We start from the raw sequence: 18,978 nt of genomic DNA, 5'->3' as shown, positions 1-18,978 counted from the left end.
TATGACTTACAAGAGCCCCCTATTGTCGCGCCCCGGAGCTGTCGAAGGCGGCGGCGAGGACTCCGGCGTCGCGGCCCACTACGGCGAGCCCCTGCGTGAGCAGCGCGCACTCGCCGCCGGCACCGCCGTCGTCGACCTTTCCTACCGGGGCGTTGTCACGGTCACCGGACCGGACCGCCTCAGCTGGCTCAACACTCTTTCCTCGCAGCAACTGACCAACCTCCAGCCACGCGTCTCCAGCGAGCTTTTGCTCCTCACCATCCAGGGCCGCATCGAGTTCGACGCCCGCGTGGTGGACGACGGCGAGACCACCTGGCTGCTGGTCGAGGCCGCCGAGGCCGCTCCGCTGGCGGAGTGGCTCGACAAAATGCGGTTCATGTTGCGCGTCGAGGTGGCCGACGTGTCCGCCGATTGGGCCGTCGTCGGCTCAACCAAGCCTGTTGACGCCTGGTCCGGACGGCTCGTGTGGGAGGATCCGTGGCCGCACATCGGCGTCGGCGGCTACTCCTACAGCGTGGTGGAGGAAAGCTCCCATCCCGGCCTGGAGCGTCCCTGGTTCGAGTACCTCATTCCCGCGGCCGAGCTTGAAGCGGCCGTTGAGGGTATGGCCCTCGCCGGCTCGTTGGCCGCGGAGGCGCTTCGCATCGCCGCCTGGCGTCCCCGGCTCGGCGCGGAGACGGACGAGAAGACCATCCCGCACGAGCTCGATCTCCTGCGGACCTCGGTCCACTTGTCCAAGGGCTGCTACAAGGGCCAGGAGACCATCGCCCGCGTCCACAACCTTGGACACCCGCCCCGGCGGCTCGTCTTCCTCCAATTGGACGGCTCGCAGCACACCCTCCCGGCGCCGGGTAGCGTCGTATTTGCCGGAGAGCGCAAGGTGGGTACGCTGACATCCGTGGCCCAGCACTTCGAGATGGGGGCAATAGGACTGGCGCTCATCAAGCGGTCTGTGGACCCGCAGGAAGTGCTGACCGTGCTGGACGGCGAGGAGCCTTATCCGGCCGCCCAGGAAGTAATCGTTGCGCCCGATGCCGGACAGGTGGTGGGGCGCCAGACCGGATTCCTGAAGGGACCCCACCGATGAGCGAAACGACGGGCGCCGACGCCCAAGCGACGGGTGCCGATGACGAGGCCATCGCTTTGGCGCACACCTTGTTCGACGCCGCCAGGGAAGGCAACTCGGAACTCCTGCGCAGCTACCTCAATGCCGGCGCGCCGGTTGGAATGCGGACGGCCGCGGGCGATTCGCTCCTGATGCTGGCCGCATACCATGGCCACGCTGAAACCGTTCAGCTTCTGCTGTACCACGGCGCCGAGGCAAACGGCGCGAACGACCGCGGCCAGACGCCGCTGGCCGGCGCAGTTTTCAAGGGGTACACCGAGGTGGCCCGCGTTCTGATCGACGCCGGGGCCGATCCTGACGCCGGCGCCCCCACGGCGCGCGAAGCCGCCCGGATGTTTGCCCGCACGGAGATTCTCGGACTGCTCGGATAGTATTGACCGCCTCGCTGCGGCGGTTGCCTTGCGCTCAAATATTCCATGTGGAATAGTTGTTGTGGAATAGTTCGTATGGAGGATGGGGAAATGGCACGAGCCGCGCTGACTCCACTTGGCGTCGCTGCGTTGGCCCTCCTTGTCGAGGCGCCGATGCATCCATACGAGATGTACCAGCTCCTGATGGCCCGCCACGAGGACCGCCTGGTCAAAGTCCGCCCGGGTACGCTCTACCACGCAGTCGGCCGCCTGGAAGAGGCGGGTTTGGTCGAGTCCACAGGTATCGACCGTGCCGGCAACCGGCCCGAGCGCACCACTTACCGAATCACCGGGACCGGCAGGGACGCCCTGACCGAGCGCCTCCAGGACATGCTGGCGGAACCCGTGAACGAATACCCGGTCTTCCCGCACGCGATCGCCGAGGCACACAACCTGCCGTCCGGCGTCGTACTCGACCTCCTGGACCGTCGCGTGGCGAACCTGGAAAACCAACTCGATTTCCTGGTCCGGGGTGAAGAAGCTGTCGCTGCAAAAGGCGTCGAGCCCAAGTTCTGGATCGACGTCAAGTACCAGCAGACCATGCTGCGGACGGAAATCGACTGGATACGCAGCTTCCAGAATGATCTCCGCAGCGGGCAGTTGCCATGGTGACAGCCCATCCCACGCACCAACTTGCAAGAAATTCAGCACAGTCAAAGGAATCCCATGGAAAACGTAGCTAAACCGTGGCCCGCACTGTGGTCCCTCGTGGTCGGGTTCTTCATGATCCTGATCGACACGACCATTGTTTCCGTGGCGAACCCACGGATCATGGAGGGCCTGCATACCGATATCAATGCCGTCATCTGGGTGACGAGCGCCTACCTCCTCGCCTACGCAGTACCGTTGCTGATCACCGGAAGGCTCGGTGACCGCTTCGGGCCCAAGAACCTCTACCTGATCGGCCTCGTGGTCTTTACCCTGGCTTCGCTGTGGTGCGGCCTCTCGGGCGACATCGGCACGCTGATCGCGGCCCGGGTGGTTCAGGGCATCGGCGCGGCCATGATGACGCCGCAAACCATGGCCGTCATCACCCGGATCTTCCCGCCGGACCGCCGCGGCGCGGCCATGGGCCTCTGGGGCGCCACGGCCGGCATGGCCATCCTCGTCGGCCCGATCCTCGGTGGTGTGTTGGTTGACGGCCTCGGCTGGCAGTGGATCTTCTTCGTCAACGTTCCCATCGGCGTCGTTGCCTTCGTCCTCGTGACCAGGCTGGTACCGAAGCTGACCACGCACAGCCACAAGTTCGACGTCGTGGGTGTCCTGCTGTCCGCAGTAGGCATGTTCCTGCTGGTCTTCGGCATCCAGGAAGGCCAAAGCTACAAGTGGGGCACCGTCAGCGGACCCATTACCGTGTGGGGACTGATCATCACCGGGCTTGTTGTCCTGGCCGTGTTCGTATGGTGGCAGTGGCTTCTGGAGCGCCGCGGCGGCGAACCCTTGCTGCCGTTGGGGCTGTTCAAGGACCGCAATTTCTCCTTGGGCAACACCACCATCATGGCGGTGGGCTTCACCATCACTGCGTTCCCGCTGCCGACCATCTTCTACTACCAGGTAGTCCGCGGGTTGTCCCCGACGCAGTCTGCATTGCTCATGATCCCCATGGCCGTGATCTCCGGCGCGCTGGCACCTTTCGTTGGCAAGCTCATCGACCGGATCAACCCGCGCTGGTTCGCCGCTTTCGGCCTCGTCTGCTTGTCGGGTGCCTTGTTCTGGACCGGGACGCTCCTGAAACCGGACACTCCCATCTGGATGTTCCTGCTGCCCAGCGCTCTCCAGGGTGTGGCCAACGGTTTCATTTGGGGCCCGGTCTCCAACGCCACTACGCGCAACCTCCCGCCGCGCTCAGCGGGAGCCGGCTCCGGTGTCTTCAACACGACGCGCCAGATCGGTGCGGTGCTGGGATCGGCCGCTATTGCCGCCCTCATCCAGTCCCGGCTCGCGGCGGAGCTGCCCGCGGCTCCGCCAGGGGCCGCCCCGGCAGGTGAAGGCGGATTTACCGGCAAGTTGCCTGAATTCCTGCATGACAGCTTCTCGACGGCAATGAGCCAGTCGGTCCTGCTGCCGGCCTTTGCGATTCTGCTGGGCGCGGTAGCGGCGTTGTTCTTCGGCAAGCCCAAGGCCGTCCAGGGTTGGGGTGCCCCGGCCGCAGCCAAGCCTGAGACTGTTTCGCAAGACGGTTAGCCCCGCGCGAACTGGCAGACGATGCCCTCAAAATTCGATTTTGAGGGCATCATCTGCCAACTCGCGGTCAAGGGAGGGCGTCAGCGGAGCAGCACGGAGGTCTGGATACCGCCGTCGACGAATCCCAGCCTTCTGGCCAGGGCCATGGAACCCCGGTTATCCAGCGCGGTCCGCCATTGCAGTGTCAGGCCCGAGGCGAGTGCCTCGTGGGCCGCGATCGAAGCAGCGAGGGTTCCGAGTCCTTGCCTGCGCAATTCGGGCGGCACCAGGACCCCCATGTCTGCGAGGATCCCCTGCCATTCTGCATAGGCGCCGCAGGCCACCGGTTTGCGGTCCGGTTCGTTGCCATCCATCACGGTGAAATGGTGGTCCATCCTCGAGAGGTGGACTTCATTGACGTCGTCCGGCGGGCACCTGCCCTCCAACTCGATCGCCTCCGGATGGCCGTGGGAGACGGTGACTTCGCCGCCCGGCTGGAAGAGGGGAAGGTCGTCGGCGAACAGCAGCGCCGACGTCCCGAGTCCATGGCCGCCGTGTTCGCGGCTGATCCGCAACAGCGCGGAGTGCTCGCTCAGTTGATCGTCCGAGAGCTCGACGGCGGCTGCCACCGCCCACGCGGGGCCTACCAAAGCGGAACGGCCAAAGAGCCTCACGAAGGTGATGGAGCCCGCGTCGTCATCTTCCCGGACAAGACGCTCCTCGCCGCGGGCGGCAGGTGAGCCGGAGACGAAACTGAAGGCCTCGTCGTCGAACCCTAAATGCCGGGCCCAGGCCAGCAGCACAATTTCCGCCGATCCCGCATCAAGTTCCATGACATCGAGTCTAGGCAGTCCTGGAATCGGAAGAGGAATCGCCTGCTTGCACTTCCGCGCTTGCGGGACCCAGACGCTTCAAGACCGGGTGCAGGAGGCCTGGGCAGGCTTCCCGGCGAAACGATCGGTGGTCCAGCTGAGGAGTTGGGGCATCAGCGGGGAGGTGTCAGCGACGAGGGAGAGGTGGTCCCGGCCGGCGAACTGGTGGTAGTCGACGTGCTCTCCAGCGGCGCAGAGCGAGGAAACGTACGCGCTTTGCATGTCGGGGCGGATGAGCTGGTCCGCAAGGCCCTGGGCTAGCAGCAGCGGGGCCTCGGTATGCCCTGTGGGAATGTTTTCGCGGAGTCTCGCACCCAAGGGGCCTTGCGCCGGATCGGCGGCGAGGATGCCCTGGTCGTTATCCAGCGACAATGCCGTGAGGATGGAGACGAACTCATCCGGGCTGGAGAGGCATCGAGTCGCCATCTCGCGCACCATGGTCCGGGCCGAAGGCAGCACGTACGAGTTGAAGTTCACGTCAGGATACGTGGCGCTGTAGGCGGCGATGACGAATGCTGCCAGCGCGCTGCCGCCCTTGAGGGAGGGAAGGCTCCGCACAAGACCGATCGTGTCGCTGGCGGGAGCCATCGCCACTACTCCATCCAGCCGGACATCGGGCGCGTAGGCCGGAGCAATCTGACCGCTCCACAGTGCGGCATGCCCACCCTGCGAATGGCCCCACACCACCGTCTCGCGGTTCAGCTGGGCCTCGCTGAGCTGGCGTGCGGCGCGGACCGAGTCCAGAACCGAGCGACCTTCGCCTTCACCGATGATGTAGGGCTGGGGACCGCCGGTGCCCATCCCGGCGTAATCAGTCGATACGATCGCCCATCCATTGGCAATGACTGCGTCCCGAGACGGGAACGCCCCCGAACCCAGCGGGTCCGTCAGGAGGGTAGGAGCGCAGTCCCGGGCGTACCCGGTTGTGCCGTGGGCCCACGCGATGACCTTGTGGCCGCCGGGGACGGAAGCCACAGGAACGATGACGAGGCCGCTGGCCACCACCGGGGATCCGGCCGTGTTCGTCGTCGTGTACAGGATCCGCCATGCTCGCGCTCCTGTTGGGACGGCCCGGTCAAACGGTTCGCTACGCACAAGCCGGCCTGGCTGCGCGGGCACATCAGCGGGGGCTGTGTAGAACGGCTCCAGGGCAGGCGATCCGCTTCGGAGCTGAACCCCGACTCCTGCGCAGCCCAGTGCCAACGCCAACGCGGCAACAGCGCCGAGGAGCCTCGGCCATCGTCCAGCACGCCAACCGCCCACGGCACCACGAGGGCGAGGCTGCTGCCTCTCCTGGAAAACCTGCGCCAGCTGCGAGATCCCGAAGCGGACCGTGCGGACACCGAACAGGGCCGCGACCAGCAACAGGGTCACGTCTGGCCACCACCACACAAGAGAGGAAAACACGATATCGGACACGCCCAAGAGCGCCGAAGCGGCTCGCGAGTCTGTCCCGCCGCGAAGGGCCCGAACTATCCGCAGGCCCCCGGACAGCGCAAGCGAGACCCCCACCACAACAATGAGCACATCCATCGCCAGGCCCCGCCACAGCGCGATCAGGATGCCGGCGCAGATCCAAAAGCCGCCGAGGACGCGGTGAACCCAGGGGGATTCAAAGGCTGGACGGCGTCCCGTCATGACCCGTGCATCGAGCAGGTCGCCGACTCCAGAGAGGGCCAGGCTGAGTCCTGTGTAGGCGGTGAGCGTCTGCAGCGAGCTGGAGGGCCGGGAGACCAGGAGGACGCCGAGCACAATCGCCGCGACGCCGATGAGGACGCGCACCCGCCCCGGCCACTTCGATGCCAGGAAGGGCAACGCCCGAGCCCTGTAGCGTGTTTCGCCCGCCTTCGTCCCCTGGCTTTCCCCCACCGTGGTTCCCCCTTCTAACGGCTGGTTGCCTGTGACGAGCAAATCACACCTTTCCCCCTTTGACGAGGGCTTCGATCGCTCAGCCGAACAGTACCGCGGCTTCGTCGTAGCGGTTCTGGGGGACGGTCTTGAGTTTGCCGAGGGCAGCTTCGAAGCCAACGTGCTCGATGTCCGTGCCCTTGAGGGCCACCATGGTTCCCCAGCGGCCTTCCACGACGGAATCGGTGGCTGCCATGCCCAAACGGGTGGCCAGGACGCGGTCAAAAGCCGAGGGGACGCCGCCGCGCTGGATGTGGCCGAGGATCGTGGCGCGGGTCTCGATGCCGGTGCGGGCCTCGATCTCGGGGGCGAGCTGGTCGGCGATGCCACCCAGGCGGGGCCGGCCAAAGGTGTCCAGTCCGCGTTCGGAGTGCGGGGCTTCCATATGCTCGGGAACAAACCCCTCGGCAACAACAATCAGCGGCGCGCGGCCACGATCGTGGGCCTCCTGGACCCACTCGGTGATCTGCTCGATGCTGACCTTCTGCTCGGGGATCAGGATGGCATGCGCGCCGGCAGCCATGCCCGCGTGCAGGGCAATCCAGCCGACGTGGCGTCCCATGACCTCGGCGATCATGCAGCGGTGGTGGGATTCTCCAGTGGTGCGGAGCCGGTCGATTGCTTCAGTGGCGATCTGGACTGCGGTGTCGAACCCGAAGGTGTAGTCGGTGGCGTCGAGGTCGTTGTCCACGGTCTTGGGGACACCGACGATCTTTAGCCCGGCGTCGGTAAGGCGCTTCGCGGCAGCCAGGGTGCCTTCGCCGCCGATGGCAATGATGGCGTCGATGCCGAGGCGGTCCATGTGGGCCTTGATGACATCCGGCCCGCCGCCGTTCTCGAACGGGTTGGTGCGGGACGTACCGAGGATGGTTCCACCCTGCTTGGCGATACCGCGGACCATGGTGCGGGGAATGTCAATGACGTCGCCCTCCACGACGCCTCGCCAACCGTCCCGGAAACCGACGAATTCCTGGCCGTGAATGGCGATTCCCTTGAGGACGGCGCCGCGGATGACGGCGTTCAGTCCGGGGCAGTCGCCACCGCTGGTAAGGATTCCAATTTTCATGAGGGCTCAAATCCTGGCTAGGAGGTATACGTGCAGAGCGCCACGCTGAGCTCACAACGATTGTAGGGGGCAATGTGGGGTGCGACACAAACATGACCGTCGCCGGGGATGAGACTTTTGAAACAACGTGGAAATCGGACTGGAAAGCCCGGCCTAAATGACCGGCTTATGGAATCCGGCTTAACGAGCGCGGCGCCCCGCCGCATTGGCGGAGCGCTGGTGAACCCGCCGGCCCGTAAACCCGGGGCCGTGCTAGTGCTAATTCCTGCCTTGCGAGCGCTGGCTGAGGAAGGATTCCAGCGCAATGGTGCCGCTTTGGTTGGGAAGCAGCAGCCATGCCACCACATAAATCATCACGGCGGGCCCGGGGAGCAGGCAGAAGATCAGGTAGCCAATGCGGACGTAGGCCACGTCCACGTTGAGTTTGGCGGCAATCCCGCCGCAAACGCCTCCGATCAAACGCTGCGGACCGCGCTTCAGGCCGATGCCCCGTACGATGCTGAAGAACTTGTTCATGGCTAGAGCCTTCCCTGTTGTGGCTGCTTTGTCACGTGCTGCTTGTTACGGGTGGCCGGAATCGGCGGATCCAGCCCCGGAGTCCGGGCCGGATCCGCTGCCCTTCCGGGAGCGGGCCGACAAAAGGCCTCCGATCACGAGTGCCGCGCCGGCCCCGATCATGAGCCCGATCAGTACATAGTTGCCGTTGAGCGCCACGAGGCCGAGCTTTGAAATGATGATCAAAGCTGCGAGTGCCAGCACAACCAGCCCCCAGACCACCGTGCTCACCCTGGCCTGGGCGGTTTGCGCCGTGGGTTCCGGTGCCGGCGCCGTTTCAAATGCCCGCGTGGGTTCGTGGGTGCTCATGTCAGTTTCCTTCCTGGACGGTCACATTGCTGAAGGTGCCGTTGAGTTTGACGACCAGCTTGGCGCCGGGCTTGCCCGTGTTGAAGCTGTCCCGGGTGCCACCGTTGCTTTGGGTGACGGCGCTGCCGTCCTGCTTGAGGTTCGCGAAGGTCATGTCTGCTTGGACCTCCACCGGCACGGTCGCGGGGATGAGGAGCTTGATATTGCTTGCGGTCACGTCCATCGGAACCACGACGTCGGAACTCAGCGGTGCGCTCAGGTTCAGCTTGGTCAAGTCAACCGTCCCGTTGGCCCCGGTAATGTCGAAGCCTTTGCGGGCATCGTCGATGCTCACCGGATTCCATTGAGCATTCTGGAGACGGAAGTGGTCTGCGGCGGGGGCGATATTGAATATGCCCCCGATCACCAGCGTCGCAACGGCCAGGAAGCCGAGCAGCCCCGATGTGCGGCCACGAAGCCCCGCAACAAGGATGCCGAGACCAAGGACTGCGGCGCCCGTGGCCCAGACCACCGCGTTGGCGGCGTCACCCAGTTGGATGACATTGCCGGCGTCGAGCAGCTTGAGCGTTCCGCCGGCCAGCAGGGCTGCCCCTGCTGAGACTGCCACGATGGCCGCGCCGGGTCCCTGCCGCGTCGGCCGCTCGGGGCGGTTGGGAACGCCAGCCGGCGGGTAGGGACCTGCGGGATTGACAGGGCCCGAGGGGGTTGCCGGGCCGCCGGTCCCGTAAGCACCGGCCCCGTAAGCGCCGGTCCCGTAACCACTTGAGCCGTACGGACCTGCGCTATAAGGAACTGCGCCGTAAGGAACTGCGCCGTAAGGGCCGGCCGGAGTCTGCCTTCCGTTACGGGGTTTGCTGCGCTGGACCAGGAAGTAGACCAGATAGATGATGCCGCCTACCCAGAACAGCGTCCACAGGATTCCTGGAACGCCGTTCCAGCCCCAGCCCCAGAAGCCGTGGCCAAGGCTTGGCAATCCGATGATGGTTGTGATGAGGGCACCGGTCATGCCGGCGGACCAACGCCCTGCTCCGGCCTCCTGGGCGTGGATGCGGCCATCGGGTTCGGGAAGGAGCGCCCAGGCGAGGCCGTAGAGCAGGATGCCGATGCCGGCGAAGAGCGTGAGGATGATGAAGATGCCGCGGACGATCAATGGATCGATGCCGAAGCGGTGCGCGATGCCGCTGGCCACGCCGCCCATCCACCGGTCGCGGCCGCGGCTGATGCCTTGGCTTCGGATCCAGTTGAAGAAGTTCTGCGGGGGAGCGGGCACTGCGTTGTTCGGTGCCGTGCCGCCGGCGCTGCCGGCGTTCGGCTGGGCCGGTTCTTCCGCCGAGCCTGTTCCTGCCCGATGGCTGGATTCTGCAGGTTGTCCGGGCTCCGCTGCTTGTCCGGAGTCCTCGGGATTCATGCTGTTCGCGTTCATACTTCGATCTTGCCGCCCGGCGACGCCGCCCTCTATTGGGGGATACCCTGAACGTTCCCTGAGTGGCCCCCTGAGATGCCTTGGCTGCGGGCGCCGAAGGCCCTGATACGTGTTTGGATGGATTCATGACAACCGCCATGCAGCGCCCGCCGCTGGTCCGGAGCAGCGACCGGATGATTGCCGGCGTGTGCAGCGGCCTGGCGGACCACCTTGGCTGGCCTGTGAAGTACATCCGCCTCGGAATGGTCCTTGCCTCGTTCGCCGGCGGCGCGGGACTGGCCTTCTACGCCTGGCTGTGGGTCATGGTGCCCACCGCCGACGAAAGCGCCCGCCGCAATAGCCGCCGCCCGGCGTCGCCCATCGCTCCTTCGGTCAGCGTGCCTCCTTCCGTGAGCATGCTTCCCGACGTAACAGCGCCCGACGGCGGAGCGCAGCCGCCGCTGTCCGCTCCGGCTCCGGTGGCCGCCTCCTGGTTCAGGTTGCGGCGCATCCAGTACGGGAAAGAGATCCTCCTGGGAGCCGGCCTGCTCCTCGTGGCCGCCATCCTCATCGCCCGGCAATTCGGCGTCGAGGTCCCTCTCGGCACGCTGATCCCGGCGGCAGCCATACTCGGCGGAGCCGCGATCGCGTGGATGCAGCTGGACGAGACGCGCCGCGCCGGACTGGTGGACAAGACCAAGGCCGACCAAGCCGGCGGCTGGGTCCGCCTTGCTGCCGGCCTGGCCTTGGTGGTTGCCGGGGTGTTGGTCATGGTGTCCGGTTCCGGCTCGTGGGAGCAGACCTGGCTCGCACTGCTGGCTTCCATCGCCGTGCTGGGCGGTGTCGCCCTGGTGCTGCTGCCGTGGGGCCTGAAGTTCTGGAAGGACCTTGAAACCGAGCGGGCAGCGCGGGTCCGCGAGACGGAGCGTGCCGAAATTGCCGCCCACCTGCACGACTCGGTGCTGCAGACACTCGCCTTGATCCAGCGCCGCGCCGGCTCCGAACAGGACGTGGTCCGCCTCGCCCGTGCCCAGGAGCGTGAACTGCGCACCTGGCTGTACCGGGACGCCGCCAAGGACGCGGGACTCTTGGCGGAGCGGATTGCCGCGGCTGCCGCCGAAGTGGAGGACGCGCACGGACACGCCGTCGACGTCGTCAGCGTGGGAGACGCAGCCATGACGGACCGGCACGAAGCCCTCGTCCTCGCGGCTCGGGAGGCCATGCACAATGCTGCCCGGCATGGCGCCGGAGCCGTGTCTGTCTATCTCGAGAGCTCGGACACGGGCAGCGAGGTTTTCATCAGGGATCGCGGACCCGGCTTTGACCCGGATGCCGTCCCGGAAGACCGGCTCGGAGTCAAGGAGTCAATCATCGGACGGATGAAGCGCCACGGCGGTACGGCAGTCATCACCAGTAGTTCCGAGGGCACGGAAGTACGCCTGAACCTGCCCGCCGAGAACGCCGACAAAGCGGAGAACCGAAACGGAGAGGCCAAAGCATGAGCGGCACCCCAGAAGATATCAAGCCGGAGCAGCTAGCAGCCGGGCAAGAGCCGCGGAAGGTGCGCGTGGTGATCGTGGACGACCATGCCATTTTCCGGTCCGGACTGAAAGCCGACCTCGATTCCAGGATCGACGTCGTGGGTGAAGCCGGAACGGTGGAACAAGCCGTCTCCGTGATCTCCGAGGTTCACCCGGAAGTGGTGTTGCTTGACGTCCATTTGCCCGGCGGCCTTGGTGGCGGCGGGCGGGAGGTCATCGGCGCATCCGCTCCGTTGCGCGGGAGCACGAGCTTCTTGGCGTTGAGCGTCTCAGATGCGGCCGAGGACGTCGTCGCCGTCATCCGGGCCGGCGCACGGGGCTATGTCACCAAGACCATTTCCGGTCCCGAGATCTCCGATGCCGTGATCCGCGTGGCCGACGGTGACGCCGTCTTCTCGCCGAGGCTGGCGGGTTTTGTCCTGGACGCGTTCGGAACCTCGCCGGCCGAGATCGCCGACGACGAACTGGACCGTCTCTCCGCAAGGGAACTAGAAGTGATGCGCCTCATCGCCCGTGGCTACAGCTACAAGGAGGTGGCCAAGGAGTTGTTCATTTCCATCAAGACCGTGGAAACCCATGTCTCCGCGGTGCTCCGCAAACTCCAGCTTTCCAGCCGCCACGAACTGACCAAGTGGGCCGCCGAGCGCCGCCTCCTCTGACGCCCGCTCACCTATGGCGGCTTAAACCCAAACGCCCGCTCACCTATGGCGGCTTAAACCCAAACGCCCGCTCACCTATGGCGGCTTAAACCCAAACGCCCGCTCACCTGATCCCAAGGCGAGCGGGCGTTTGTGGAGGCGGAGGGCTACTTGGCCTTGCCGAGGAATTCCTGGAGGCGTCGAACGCCTTCGGCGAGGTCGTCGTCGCCCAGGGCGTAGGAGAGGCGCACGAAACCGGAGGGGCCGAAGGCCTCGCCCGGAACAACCGCGACCTCAACCTCGTCGAGGATCAGTGAGGCAAGCTCAGCGGACGTTGACGGACGGACCGGACCGTTCGACGCCGGGAATTCCTTGCCCAGCAGTCCTCGGACGTCGGCGTACGCGTAGAAGGCGCCGGTCGGCGTCGGGCATTCCACGCCCTCGATCGCGTTCAGTCCGGCGACAATCGCCTTGCGGCGGCGGTCGAAGGCGACCTTCATCTCGTCGACGGCGGTCAGCGGGCCCGAGACTGCAGCCAGGGCCGCGATCTGCATGATGTTCGAAACGTTCGACGTCGCGTGCGACTGGAGGTTGGTGGCGGCCTTGATGACGTCGGCCGGGCCGATCATCCATCCGACGCGCCATCCGGTCATGGCGTAGGTCTTGGCGACACCATTGAGGATGACCACCTTGTCGCCGAGTTCGGGGGCGGCGGTGGCAATCGAGGTGAAGGGGACGCCGTCGTACGTCAGGTGCTCATAGATTTCGTCGGTGACAACCCAGAGGCCCTTGGCCGCTGCCCACTTTCCGATTTCGGCCACCTGGTCGGCGCTGTAGACGGCGCCGGTCGGGTTGGACGGCGAAACGAAAAGCAGGATCTTCGTCTTGTCGGTGACTGCGGCCTCGAGCTGCTCCACGGTGACCAGGTAACCCTGTTCCGGACCGGCGAAGACCTCAACGGGAACGCCTCCGGCCAGGCGGATGGCCTCCGGGTAGGTGGTCCAGAACGGCGTGGGGATGATTACTTCGTCGCCCGGATCAACCAGTGTGGCGAAGGTGTTGTAGACAGCTTGCTTGCCGCCGTTGGTGACCATCACCTGGGAAGCGTCAACCTTGTAGCCGGAATCGCGGAACGTCTTGTCCGCAATGGCCTGCTTCAGCTCCGGCAGGCCGGCGGCAGGGGAGTAGCGGTGGTACTTCGGCTGGGCGGCGGCCTCGACGGCGGCCTTGACGATGTAGTCCGGTGTCGGGAAGTCGGGCTCCCCGGCGCCGAAGCCAATCACGGGGCGACCCGCTGCCTTGAGCGCCTTGGCCTTGGCGTCAACGGCAAGGGTGGCGGATTCGGCGATGGCGGAAATTCGCTGTGAAATGCGGGCGGCAGGTATTCCGGCAGACATTAAAGCACCGTTCTTCGCGGGCAGCTCATGAGCTGGATGGTGGGATTCGACGGAATCTACTTTATGCTGTTCTGCGGAGCTATCGGGCTAACGCCGGGAAAGTGTCAGTGCAGGTTGGTCAACCGAGCGCTGATCACACGAGCGGGGCGGCCTGAACCCTCCGGAAATGGCCCGGTTCGACTATCGCGACGTTGTTGCGTAGACTGGTTCACCGGTGTTGAAAAACATCACAATGGTTCGCGCCCCAGACTGGGTCCGGGATCTCCTGTTCTCAGGCGATTCTTGGCTTTGGTGGTGTGGCCAAAAATGTGGATTCGTTCCATAGGGTAGTGGCGCAATTGGTAGCGCAGCGGTCTCCAAAACCGCAGGTTGCAGGTTCGAGTCCTGTCTGCCCTGCGCAAGCTGTTCCGGGGTTTTCTTCGGAACAAGCGCAGCAACCATGACTCTGATCAGAGTCGGGTCAACGACGTTTGCATAGATGAGTGAGGATCAGGTGACCGAAACAGCTGCGAGCAGCTCGAAGGGCCGCCCTGCCAAGAAGTCCGATTCCGGCCTCTTCGCTCGAATTGCGCTTTTTGTCCGCCAGGTAATTGGCGAGCTCAAGAAGGTAGTTGCCCCCACCCGTAAGGAACTGGTCAACTACACAGTCGTGGTGCTGGTGTTCGTGGCCATCATGATGCTTGTCGTCACCATCCTGGACCTGGCTTTCGGTACGGGAATCAAATGGGTTTTCGGCGCTACTGGCACCACGAACCACTAAGCGGATCGCTCCGCAAACCGCGTGGAATCCCCGGAAAACCAAGGGATTTCGCAGGGTTTGCGGAATTGAGCCATTTAAATAGGCATGTTAGGCAATGAGGAAGCAGGAGACCAAGTGTCTGAGCAGGAGCTCGAGGTAACTGAGACTGAGCTGGATGGGCCCGCTGAAAGCACGGCCCACGCCACGGCTGACGCCGTGGAAGGATCCGAGGTCGATTCTGCTGCGCCCGAAACTGCCGACGTTGACGACGTCGACGCCGACGAGTCCGACGCCGATGAGTCCGACGACGCCGAGGACGAGTCTGCCGACGACGCCCTGGCCGCCGCTGCAGCTGTAGCGCCCGCCGACCCCGCTGAGGAGTTCAAGGCCAAGCTTCGCCGCCAGGAGGGTGACTGGTACGTCATCCACTCCTACGCCGGCTACGAAAACCGCGTCAAGGCCAACCTTGAGACCCGCATCCAGACCCTGGACATGGAAGATTACATCTTCGAGATCCAGGTGCCCATGGAGGAAGTCGTTGAGATCAAGAACGCCCAGCGGAAGATCATCAACCGTGTACGCATTCCGGGTTACGTCCTCGTCCGCATGGACCTGACGGACGCATCCTGGGGCGCCGTCCGGCACACCCCCGGTGTCACAGGCTTCGTGGGCAACGCTCACAACCCGGTCCCGCTTCGCCTCGATGAGGTCTTTTCCATGCTGGCTCCGGTCTTCGAAGAGCAGCAGGCCGAAAAGGGCAAGCCGGTCAACAAGCAGCACCAGACGCCTGTCGACATCGACTTCGAGGTCGGAGAGTCCGTCATCGTCAAGGAAGGTCCGTTCGAGACCCTTCCCGCCACGATTTCCGAGATCAAGATGGATTCCCAGACGCTTGTGGTCCTGGTGTCGATCTTCGAACGCGAAACCCCGGTTACGCTCGCATTCAACCAGGTCACCAAGATCTAGTTGATCCAGGAATTTCGCCCCGCGGTTGCCCGCTTAGCAGCCACGGAGCGGTCGGTCGCCTTGCCATGGCGGCCACAAACCTGAGGCACGCTCCTGTGTCCTAGGAAGTTATTGAGAGAAGGACCTACATTGGCTCCCAAGAAGAAGGTCACCGGCCTCATCAAGCTGCAGATCCAGGCAGGTGCCGCCAACCCGGCCCCGCCGATCGGTCCTGCGCTTGGCCAGCACGGTGTCAACATCATGGAATTCTGCAAGGCGTACAACGCTGCAACGGAAGCCCAGCGCGGAAACGTTATCCCGGTTGAAATCACGGTCTATGAAGACCGTTCCTTCACCTTCATCACCAAGACCCCGCCGGCCGCAGAGCTCATCAAGAAGGCTGCCGGAGTTGCCAAGGGTTCGGCCACGCCGCACACCGTCAAGGTTGCCAAGCTGACCCAGGCGCAGGTTAACGAGATCGCCAGCACCAAGATGGAAGACCTCAACGCCACCAGCCTTGAGGGTGCTGCCAAGATCATCGCCGGCACCGCACGCTCCATGGGCATCACTGTCGAATAGTCGAGGAATGAACGGACGGTGAGGGCTGAGGAACGAAGCACTCGCCGGAAGTGAATCCGCCGGGAAACCGGCACCATTGAATCATTGAAAATGTTGGAGATCCACGCCGGATTTCCAACTGTGGCAGGGCCCAGCGCGGTCCGCAGACCACAACTGCACAAGGAGAATAAGCAGCATGGCAAAGCGCAGCAAAGCATATGAGGCAGCCGCAGCCAAGATCGAGGCAGACAAGTTCTACGCCCCGTTCGAGGCCATCAAGCTCGCCAAGGACACCAACCCGTCCAAGTTCGACGCCACCGTTGAGGTCGCTTTCCGTTTGGGCGTTGACCCGCGTAAGGCCGACCAGATGGTCCGCGGCACCGTCAACCTGCCCCACGGCACGGGTAAGACTGCCCGCGTCCTGGTTTTCGCAACGGGCGACAAGGCTGAAGCGGCAATCGCTGCTGGCGCCGACTTCGTTGGTTCCGATGACCTGATCGAAAAGATCGCAGCCGGCTGGACCGACTTCGACGCAGCAGTGGCAACCCCGGACCTCATGGGCAAGGTTGGCCGTCTCGGTAAGGTCCTCGGCCCGCGTAACCTCATGCCGAACCCGAAGACCGGTACCGTAACCGCAGACGTCACCAAGGCTGTCAACGACATCAAGGGTGGCAAGATCGACTTCCGCGTCGACAAGCACTCGAACCTGCACTTCATCATCGGCAAGGTTTCTTTCGATGAACTGAAGCTGGCCGAGAACTACGCAGCCGCTCTGGAAGAGGTGCTTCGCCTGAAGCCGTCCGCTTCCAAGGGCCGCTACATCCAGAAGGCCACCGTCGCCACCACGTTCGGCCCGGGCATCTCGGTTGACCCGAACGTCACCAAGGTCCTCACCGAGGCGTAAGCCACCGGGAGCATCGACTCTGAAAGGACCGTCCGGCAATGCCGGGCGGTCCTTTCTTCGTATGCAACCGGCACCTATCGCGGGTGGCGGCCGCTGATTAGGCTGAGGGCATGACAGGCCGGGTTCCGGATTTCAGCATCCATGAGCTCCACCTGCCGGAGTCCCTGGACGGGCCGGACGGCAAGGATTTCCGGGAGCTCACTTCCGTGCTGGACACCATGGTGTTGGAAACCTGGGGAAGCCTGGACCGGGCATCGTCGGCGCAGTCCCGGCTCGCCGGATGGCGCGATACCCCGTACGAGGCCTCGAGGAACTTCTTCGCCCGGGTCGGCGGAAGAATCGTCGGGCACGCTTCCTGCCAGGTTCCGCTCAAGGACAACGTCCATACCGCTTGGCTCCAGGTGGATGTTCTGGAGGGGCACCGCCGGCAAGGAATCGGGACCGCATTGCTCCGCACCGTCGAGGGGGTTGCGATGGCCCAGGGGAGGCACGTCCTGCAGGCGCACACCGAGCACCCGATCGGCGCCGCAGGAGCAGGGGCGCCCGGGGGAGTAACCGACGATGGTCCGGGAGTAGCCTTTTGCCTCAAGAACGGATACGCCCTGGAACAGACCAGCAGGTTCAGCAGCCTGGACATGGACCATGACGCGGAGTGGGCAAGGCTGGAGCTTGCGGCGCGTTCCAAAGCCGACGCCGCTTATAAGGTCCTTGCGTGGACGAACCGTTGCCCCGGCGAATACGTGGACCACATGGCCGGGCTGATGGGCCGGATGAGCACGGATACCCCGGCGGGAGGCCTTGAGATCGAGGCAGAGGCCTGGGACGCCGCCCGTGTCAGGCAACTCGAGGACACCACACTTGCCGAAGGCCAGACTTCCCTTGTGGCCGCCGCCCAGCATCGGTCGACGGGGGATCTCGTGGCCTACACCGTGATCTACCTTGATCCTTCGAAGCCCTGGGTGGCCGAGCAGGACGATACCCTGGTGGCGAAGCCGCACCGGGGCCACGGACTGGGAATGCTCGTGAAACTGGCCAATCTGCGCAGGCTGCAAACGGAATGTCCAGAGGTCCGGCGCGTCATGACTTATAACGCCGAGGAAAACGAACATATGCTTTCCATCAACGTACAGCTCGGCTTCAAAGCGGCGGGATACGACGGCGAATGGCAAAAGAGGATCAAATGACGAGCACGGTGGAGATTGGCCAACTCTGGATCCCGGATTCCCTTGACGCCGAGGACGCAAAGGACTTCCTGGCCGCCGTCGAAGTCAGCCGCAGGGTCCGGATGCAGATCTGGGGCACGGACGATCTCGCCTACACACCGTTGGAGAAACTGCTCGAGCTCGGTGATCCTTACGAACGCCAGGTCATTCTCGTGGCCCGTGTTGACGGCAGCATTGTCGGTACCGTGGACATCGCGCTGCCCCTTGCCGACAACATGGACCTGGCCGAGTTCACCCTCGACATCCTTCCTGAGTTCCAGCGCAGGGGCGTCGGCCGGCAGCTCCTGGAAGCTGCCGAGCACTTCGCTAGAAGCGAGGGCCGGACGATGATCATGGTGGACACCAACCACCCGGCGGAGTCCTTGCGCGGTGGTGCCGAGGGCCAGCTCGTGCCTGGCAGCGGCCTGGGGTTTGTTCCCCTGGCCAGCCGCGAGGTCGATTTTGCCCGTCGCACCGGCTACACACTCCAGCACATAGAACAGTTCAGTTCCTGTACGCTTCCGCTGGATTCAAAACTCGTCGCTGAGCTTGAAGCCGAAGCGGAAGCCGCGAACGCCGGTCGCTATCGGCTCCACCACTGGACCGACCGTTGCCCGCAACAGTGGCTCGAAGCTGTGGCCGCGCTGGAGAACGCGGCCGGGGAAGTGGTGTCAGAGGGCAGTGAGACAGCGGAAGCGGAGCAGCAGCAGTTAGTGTTCGACGCCGGCGTGTTGCGCCAGGCGGAAGACGCCGCCGTCGCGCAGGGGCGCCGAACGGTGGTCACCGCCGTCGAGCACGTCGCCAGCGGGCGGATCGTCGGGCTCACCACGATCAGCGTCCTGGCGCAACGCCAGGATGTCGTCTTCCAGGACGACACGATCGTCCTGCAGGAGCACCGGGGAAACAAACTCGGGCTCCTCATCAAGGTCGCCAATATGCAACGCCTCAGCGAACAGTTTCCCGATGCCCGGGTGATCTACACCTGGAACGCCCCGGAAAACCGGTACCTGCTGACCGTGAACAAGCAATTGGGGTTCACCACGGCCGGGGTTACCGGTCTGTGGCAGAAGGAACTGCCGGACATGGGCCCGAGGGTCACCTCATCCGAGTGAAGCGGCGCGATTTGGCGATGCACTTGCCCGTCCCGTAAGCTTGAACTACCAAAGACCGTCGGTTGATGGGAATCCACTCCTCCGGGCGCAGCTCAATTCTGCAGCCACGCGCGGAAGAACCAAGTGGTTTC

19 protein-coding genes and 1 tRNA gene are annotated in these 18,978 nt (G+C 64.4%); 13 read left to right on the top strand and 7 right to left on the bottom strand.

Features of this window, described 5'->3' with window-relative positions:
- Nucleotide 1 precedes the first annotated feature (1 nt).
- The 4 genes from AB0O52_RS06755 (at nucleotide 2) to AB0O52_RS06740 (ending at nucleotide 3,720) form a co-directional block, all read left to right on the top strand.
- Nucleotides 2-1,087 carry a folate-binding protein gene (locus AB0O52_RS06755; RefSeq protein ID WP_364535148.1) on the top strand — a complete coding sequence of 362 codons (1,086 nt, stop codon included), beginning with the start codon at nucleotides 2-4 and terminating at the stop codon, nucleotides 1,085-1,087.
- On the top strand, nucleotides 1,084-1,497 hold the full coding sequence (locus AB0O52_RS06750; RefSeq protein ID WP_364535145.1) for an ankyrin repeat domain-containing protein: 414 nt from the start codon (nucleotides 1,084-1,086) through the stop codon (nucleotides 1,495-1,497). Before AB0O52_RS06755 ends, AB0O52_RS06750 begins: the two co-directional genes overlap by 4 nt.
- Nucleotides 1,498-1,587: 90 nt before the next feature.
- Entirely contained in the window at nucleotides 1,588-2,148 is a 561-nt protein-coding gene (locus tag AB0O52_RS06745; RefSeq protein ID WP_364535142.1) for a PadR family transcriptional regulator, read from the top strand.
- Between the two features lie 54 nt (nucleotides 2,149-2,202).
- Nucleotides 2,203-3,720, top strand: a complete 1,518-nt coding sequence (locus tag AB0O52_RS06740; protein ID WP_364535139.1) for a DHA2 family efflux MFS transporter permease subunit — start codon at nucleotides 2,203-2,205, stop codon at nucleotides 3,718-3,720.
- Nucleotides 3,721-3,800: 80 nt separating this feature from the next.
- On the opposite strand, the gene AB0O52_RS06735 is transcribed toward AB0O52_RS06740, so the two are convergent.
- From AB0O52_RS06735 to AB0O52_RS06710, 6 genes are all read right to left on the bottom strand, one after another.
- A complete protein-coding gene (locus AB0O52_RS06735; RefSeq protein WP_364535136.1) occupies nucleotides 3,801-4,532 on the bottom strand; it encodes a GNAT family N-acetyltransferase in 732 nt (243 codons plus the stop codon).
- Between the two features lie 78 nt (nucleotides 4,533-4,610).
- Complete coding sequence (locus AB0O52_RS06730; protein ID WP_364535133.1) at nucleotides 4,611-6,440, bottom strand: lipase family protein; 1,830 nt, start codon at nucleotides 6,438-6,440, stop codon at nucleotides 4,611-4,613.
- A 79-nt stretch (nucleotides 6,441-6,519) separates the two neighbouring features.
- On the bottom strand, nucleotides 6,520-7,545 hold the full coding sequence (locus AB0O52_RS06725) for an ATP-dependent 6-phosphofructokinase (protein ID WP_364535130.1): 1,026 nt from the start codon (nucleotides 7,543-7,545) through the stop codon (nucleotides 6,520-6,522).
- A gap of 258 nt (nucleotides 7,546-7,803) precedes the next feature.
- On the bottom strand, nucleotides 7,804-8,061 hold the full coding sequence (locus AB0O52_RS06720; protein WP_364535127.1) for a PspC domain-containing protein: 258 nt from the start codon (nucleotides 8,059-8,061) through the stop codon (nucleotides 7,804-7,806).
- A 45-nt stretch (nucleotides 8,062-8,106) separates the two neighbouring features.
- Nucleotides 8,107-8,409 carry a hypothetical protein gene (locus AB0O52_RS06715; RefSeq protein ID WP_364535125.1) on the bottom strand — a complete coding sequence of 101 codons (303 nt, stop codon included), beginning with the start codon at nucleotides 8,407-8,409 and terminating at the stop codon, nucleotides 8,107-8,109.
- A 1-nt stretch (nucleotide 8,410) separates the two neighbouring features.
- Nucleotides 8,411-9,832, bottom strand: a complete 1,422-nt coding sequence (locus AB0O52_RS06710) for a PspC domain-containing protein (protein WP_364535122.1) — start codon at nucleotides 9,830-9,832, stop codon at nucleotides 8,411-8,413.
- Nucleotides 9,833-9,957: 125 nt separating this feature from the next.
- On the opposite strand from AB0O52_RS06710, the gene AB0O52_RS06705 reads away from it, so the two are divergent.
- Both AB0O52_RS06705 and AB0O52_RS06700 read left to right on the top strand, forming a co-directional pair.
- Nucleotides 9,958-11,313, top strand: a complete 1,356-nt coding sequence (locus AB0O52_RS06705; protein WP_364535119.1) for a PspC domain-containing protein — start codon at nucleotides 9,958-9,960, stop codon at nucleotides 11,311-11,313.
- The gene (locus AB0O52_RS06700; RefSeq protein ID WP_364535116.1) at nucleotides 11,310-12,011 is read left to right on the top strand and encodes a response regulator transcription factor; all 702 of its coding nucleotides are present in this window, start codon (nucleotides 11,310-11,312) and stop codon (nucleotides 12,009-12,011) included. Before AB0O52_RS06705 ends, AB0O52_RS06700 begins: the two co-directional genes overlap by 4 nt.
- A gap of 146 nt (nucleotides 12,012-12,157) precedes the next feature.
- Here the strand turns inward: AB0O52_RS06700 and AB0O52_RS06695 are convergent, their stop codons facing one another.
- Nucleotides 12,158-13,387, bottom strand: a complete 1,230-nt coding sequence (locus tag AB0O52_RS06695; protein ID WP_364535113.1) for a pyridoxal phosphate-dependent aminotransferase — start codon at nucleotides 13,385-13,387, stop codon at nucleotides 12,158-12,160.
- A 323-nt stretch (nucleotides 13,388-13,710) separates the two neighbouring features.
- Here AB0O52_RS06695 and AB0O52_RS06690 point away from each other — a divergent pair.
- The 7 genes from AB0O52_RS06690 (at nucleotide 13,711) to AB0O52_RS06660 (ending at nucleotide 18,847) form a co-directional block, all read left to right on the top strand.
- A tRNA-Trp gene (locus AB0O52_RS06690) sits at nucleotides 13,711-13,783 on the top strand.
- A gap of 82 nt (nucleotides 13,784-13,865) precedes the next feature.
- A complete protein-coding gene (secE, locus tag AB0O52_RS06685; RefSeq protein ID WP_059387348.1) occupies nucleotides 13,866-14,147 on the top strand; it encodes a preprotein translocase subunit SecE in 282 nt (93 codons plus the stop codon).
- A 114-nt stretch (nucleotides 14,148-14,261) separates the two neighbouring features.
- The gene (gene nusG, locus AB0O52_RS06680) at nucleotides 14,262-15,092 is read left to right on the top strand and encodes a transcription termination/antitermination protein NusG (RefSeq protein WP_364535110.1); all 831 of its coding nucleotides are present in this window, start codon (nucleotides 14,262-14,264) and stop codon (nucleotides 15,090-15,092) included.
- Nucleotides 15,093-15,221: 129 nt separating this feature from the next.
- Nucleotides 15,222-15,650, top strand: a complete 429-nt coding sequence (gene rplK / locus AB0O52_RS06675) for a 50S ribosomal protein L11 (protein WP_043483056.1) — start codon at nucleotides 15,222-15,224, stop codon at nucleotides 15,648-15,650.
- A gap of 175 nt (nucleotides 15,651-15,825) precedes the next feature.
- Nucleotides 15,826-16,533 (top strand): 50S ribosomal protein L1, encoded by a 708-nt coding sequence (gene rplA / locus AB0O52_RS06670; protein ID WP_028265118.1) that lies wholly within the window; start codon nucleotides 15,826-15,828, stop codon nucleotides 16,531-16,533.
- Nucleotides 16,534-16,643: 110 nt separating this feature from the next.
- On the top strand, nucleotides 16,644-17,717 hold the full coding sequence (locus AB0O52_RS06665) for a GNAT family N-acetyltransferase (protein WP_364535107.1): 1,074 nt from the start codon (nucleotides 16,644-16,646) through the stop codon (nucleotides 17,715-17,717).
- Nucleotides 17,714-18,847: a GNAT family N-acetyltransferase gene (locus AB0O52_RS06660; protein WP_364535104.1), complete on the top strand. Its 1,134-nt coding sequence runs from the start codon at nucleotides 17,714-17,716 to the stop codon at nucleotides 18,845-18,847. The genes AB0O52_RS06665 and AB0O52_RS06660 overlap by 4 nt, the downstream gene beginning before the upstream one ends.
- Nucleotides 18,848-18,978 lie beyond the last annotated feature (131 nt).

Source organism: Arthrobacter sp. NPDC080073, assembly GCF_040686575.1.
In the GTDB taxonomy this organism is placed as follows: Bacteria; Actinomycetota; Actinomycetes; order Actinomycetales; family Micrococcaceae; genus Arthrobacter.
This window is presented reverse-complemented; position numbering and strand designations above follow the sequence as displayed.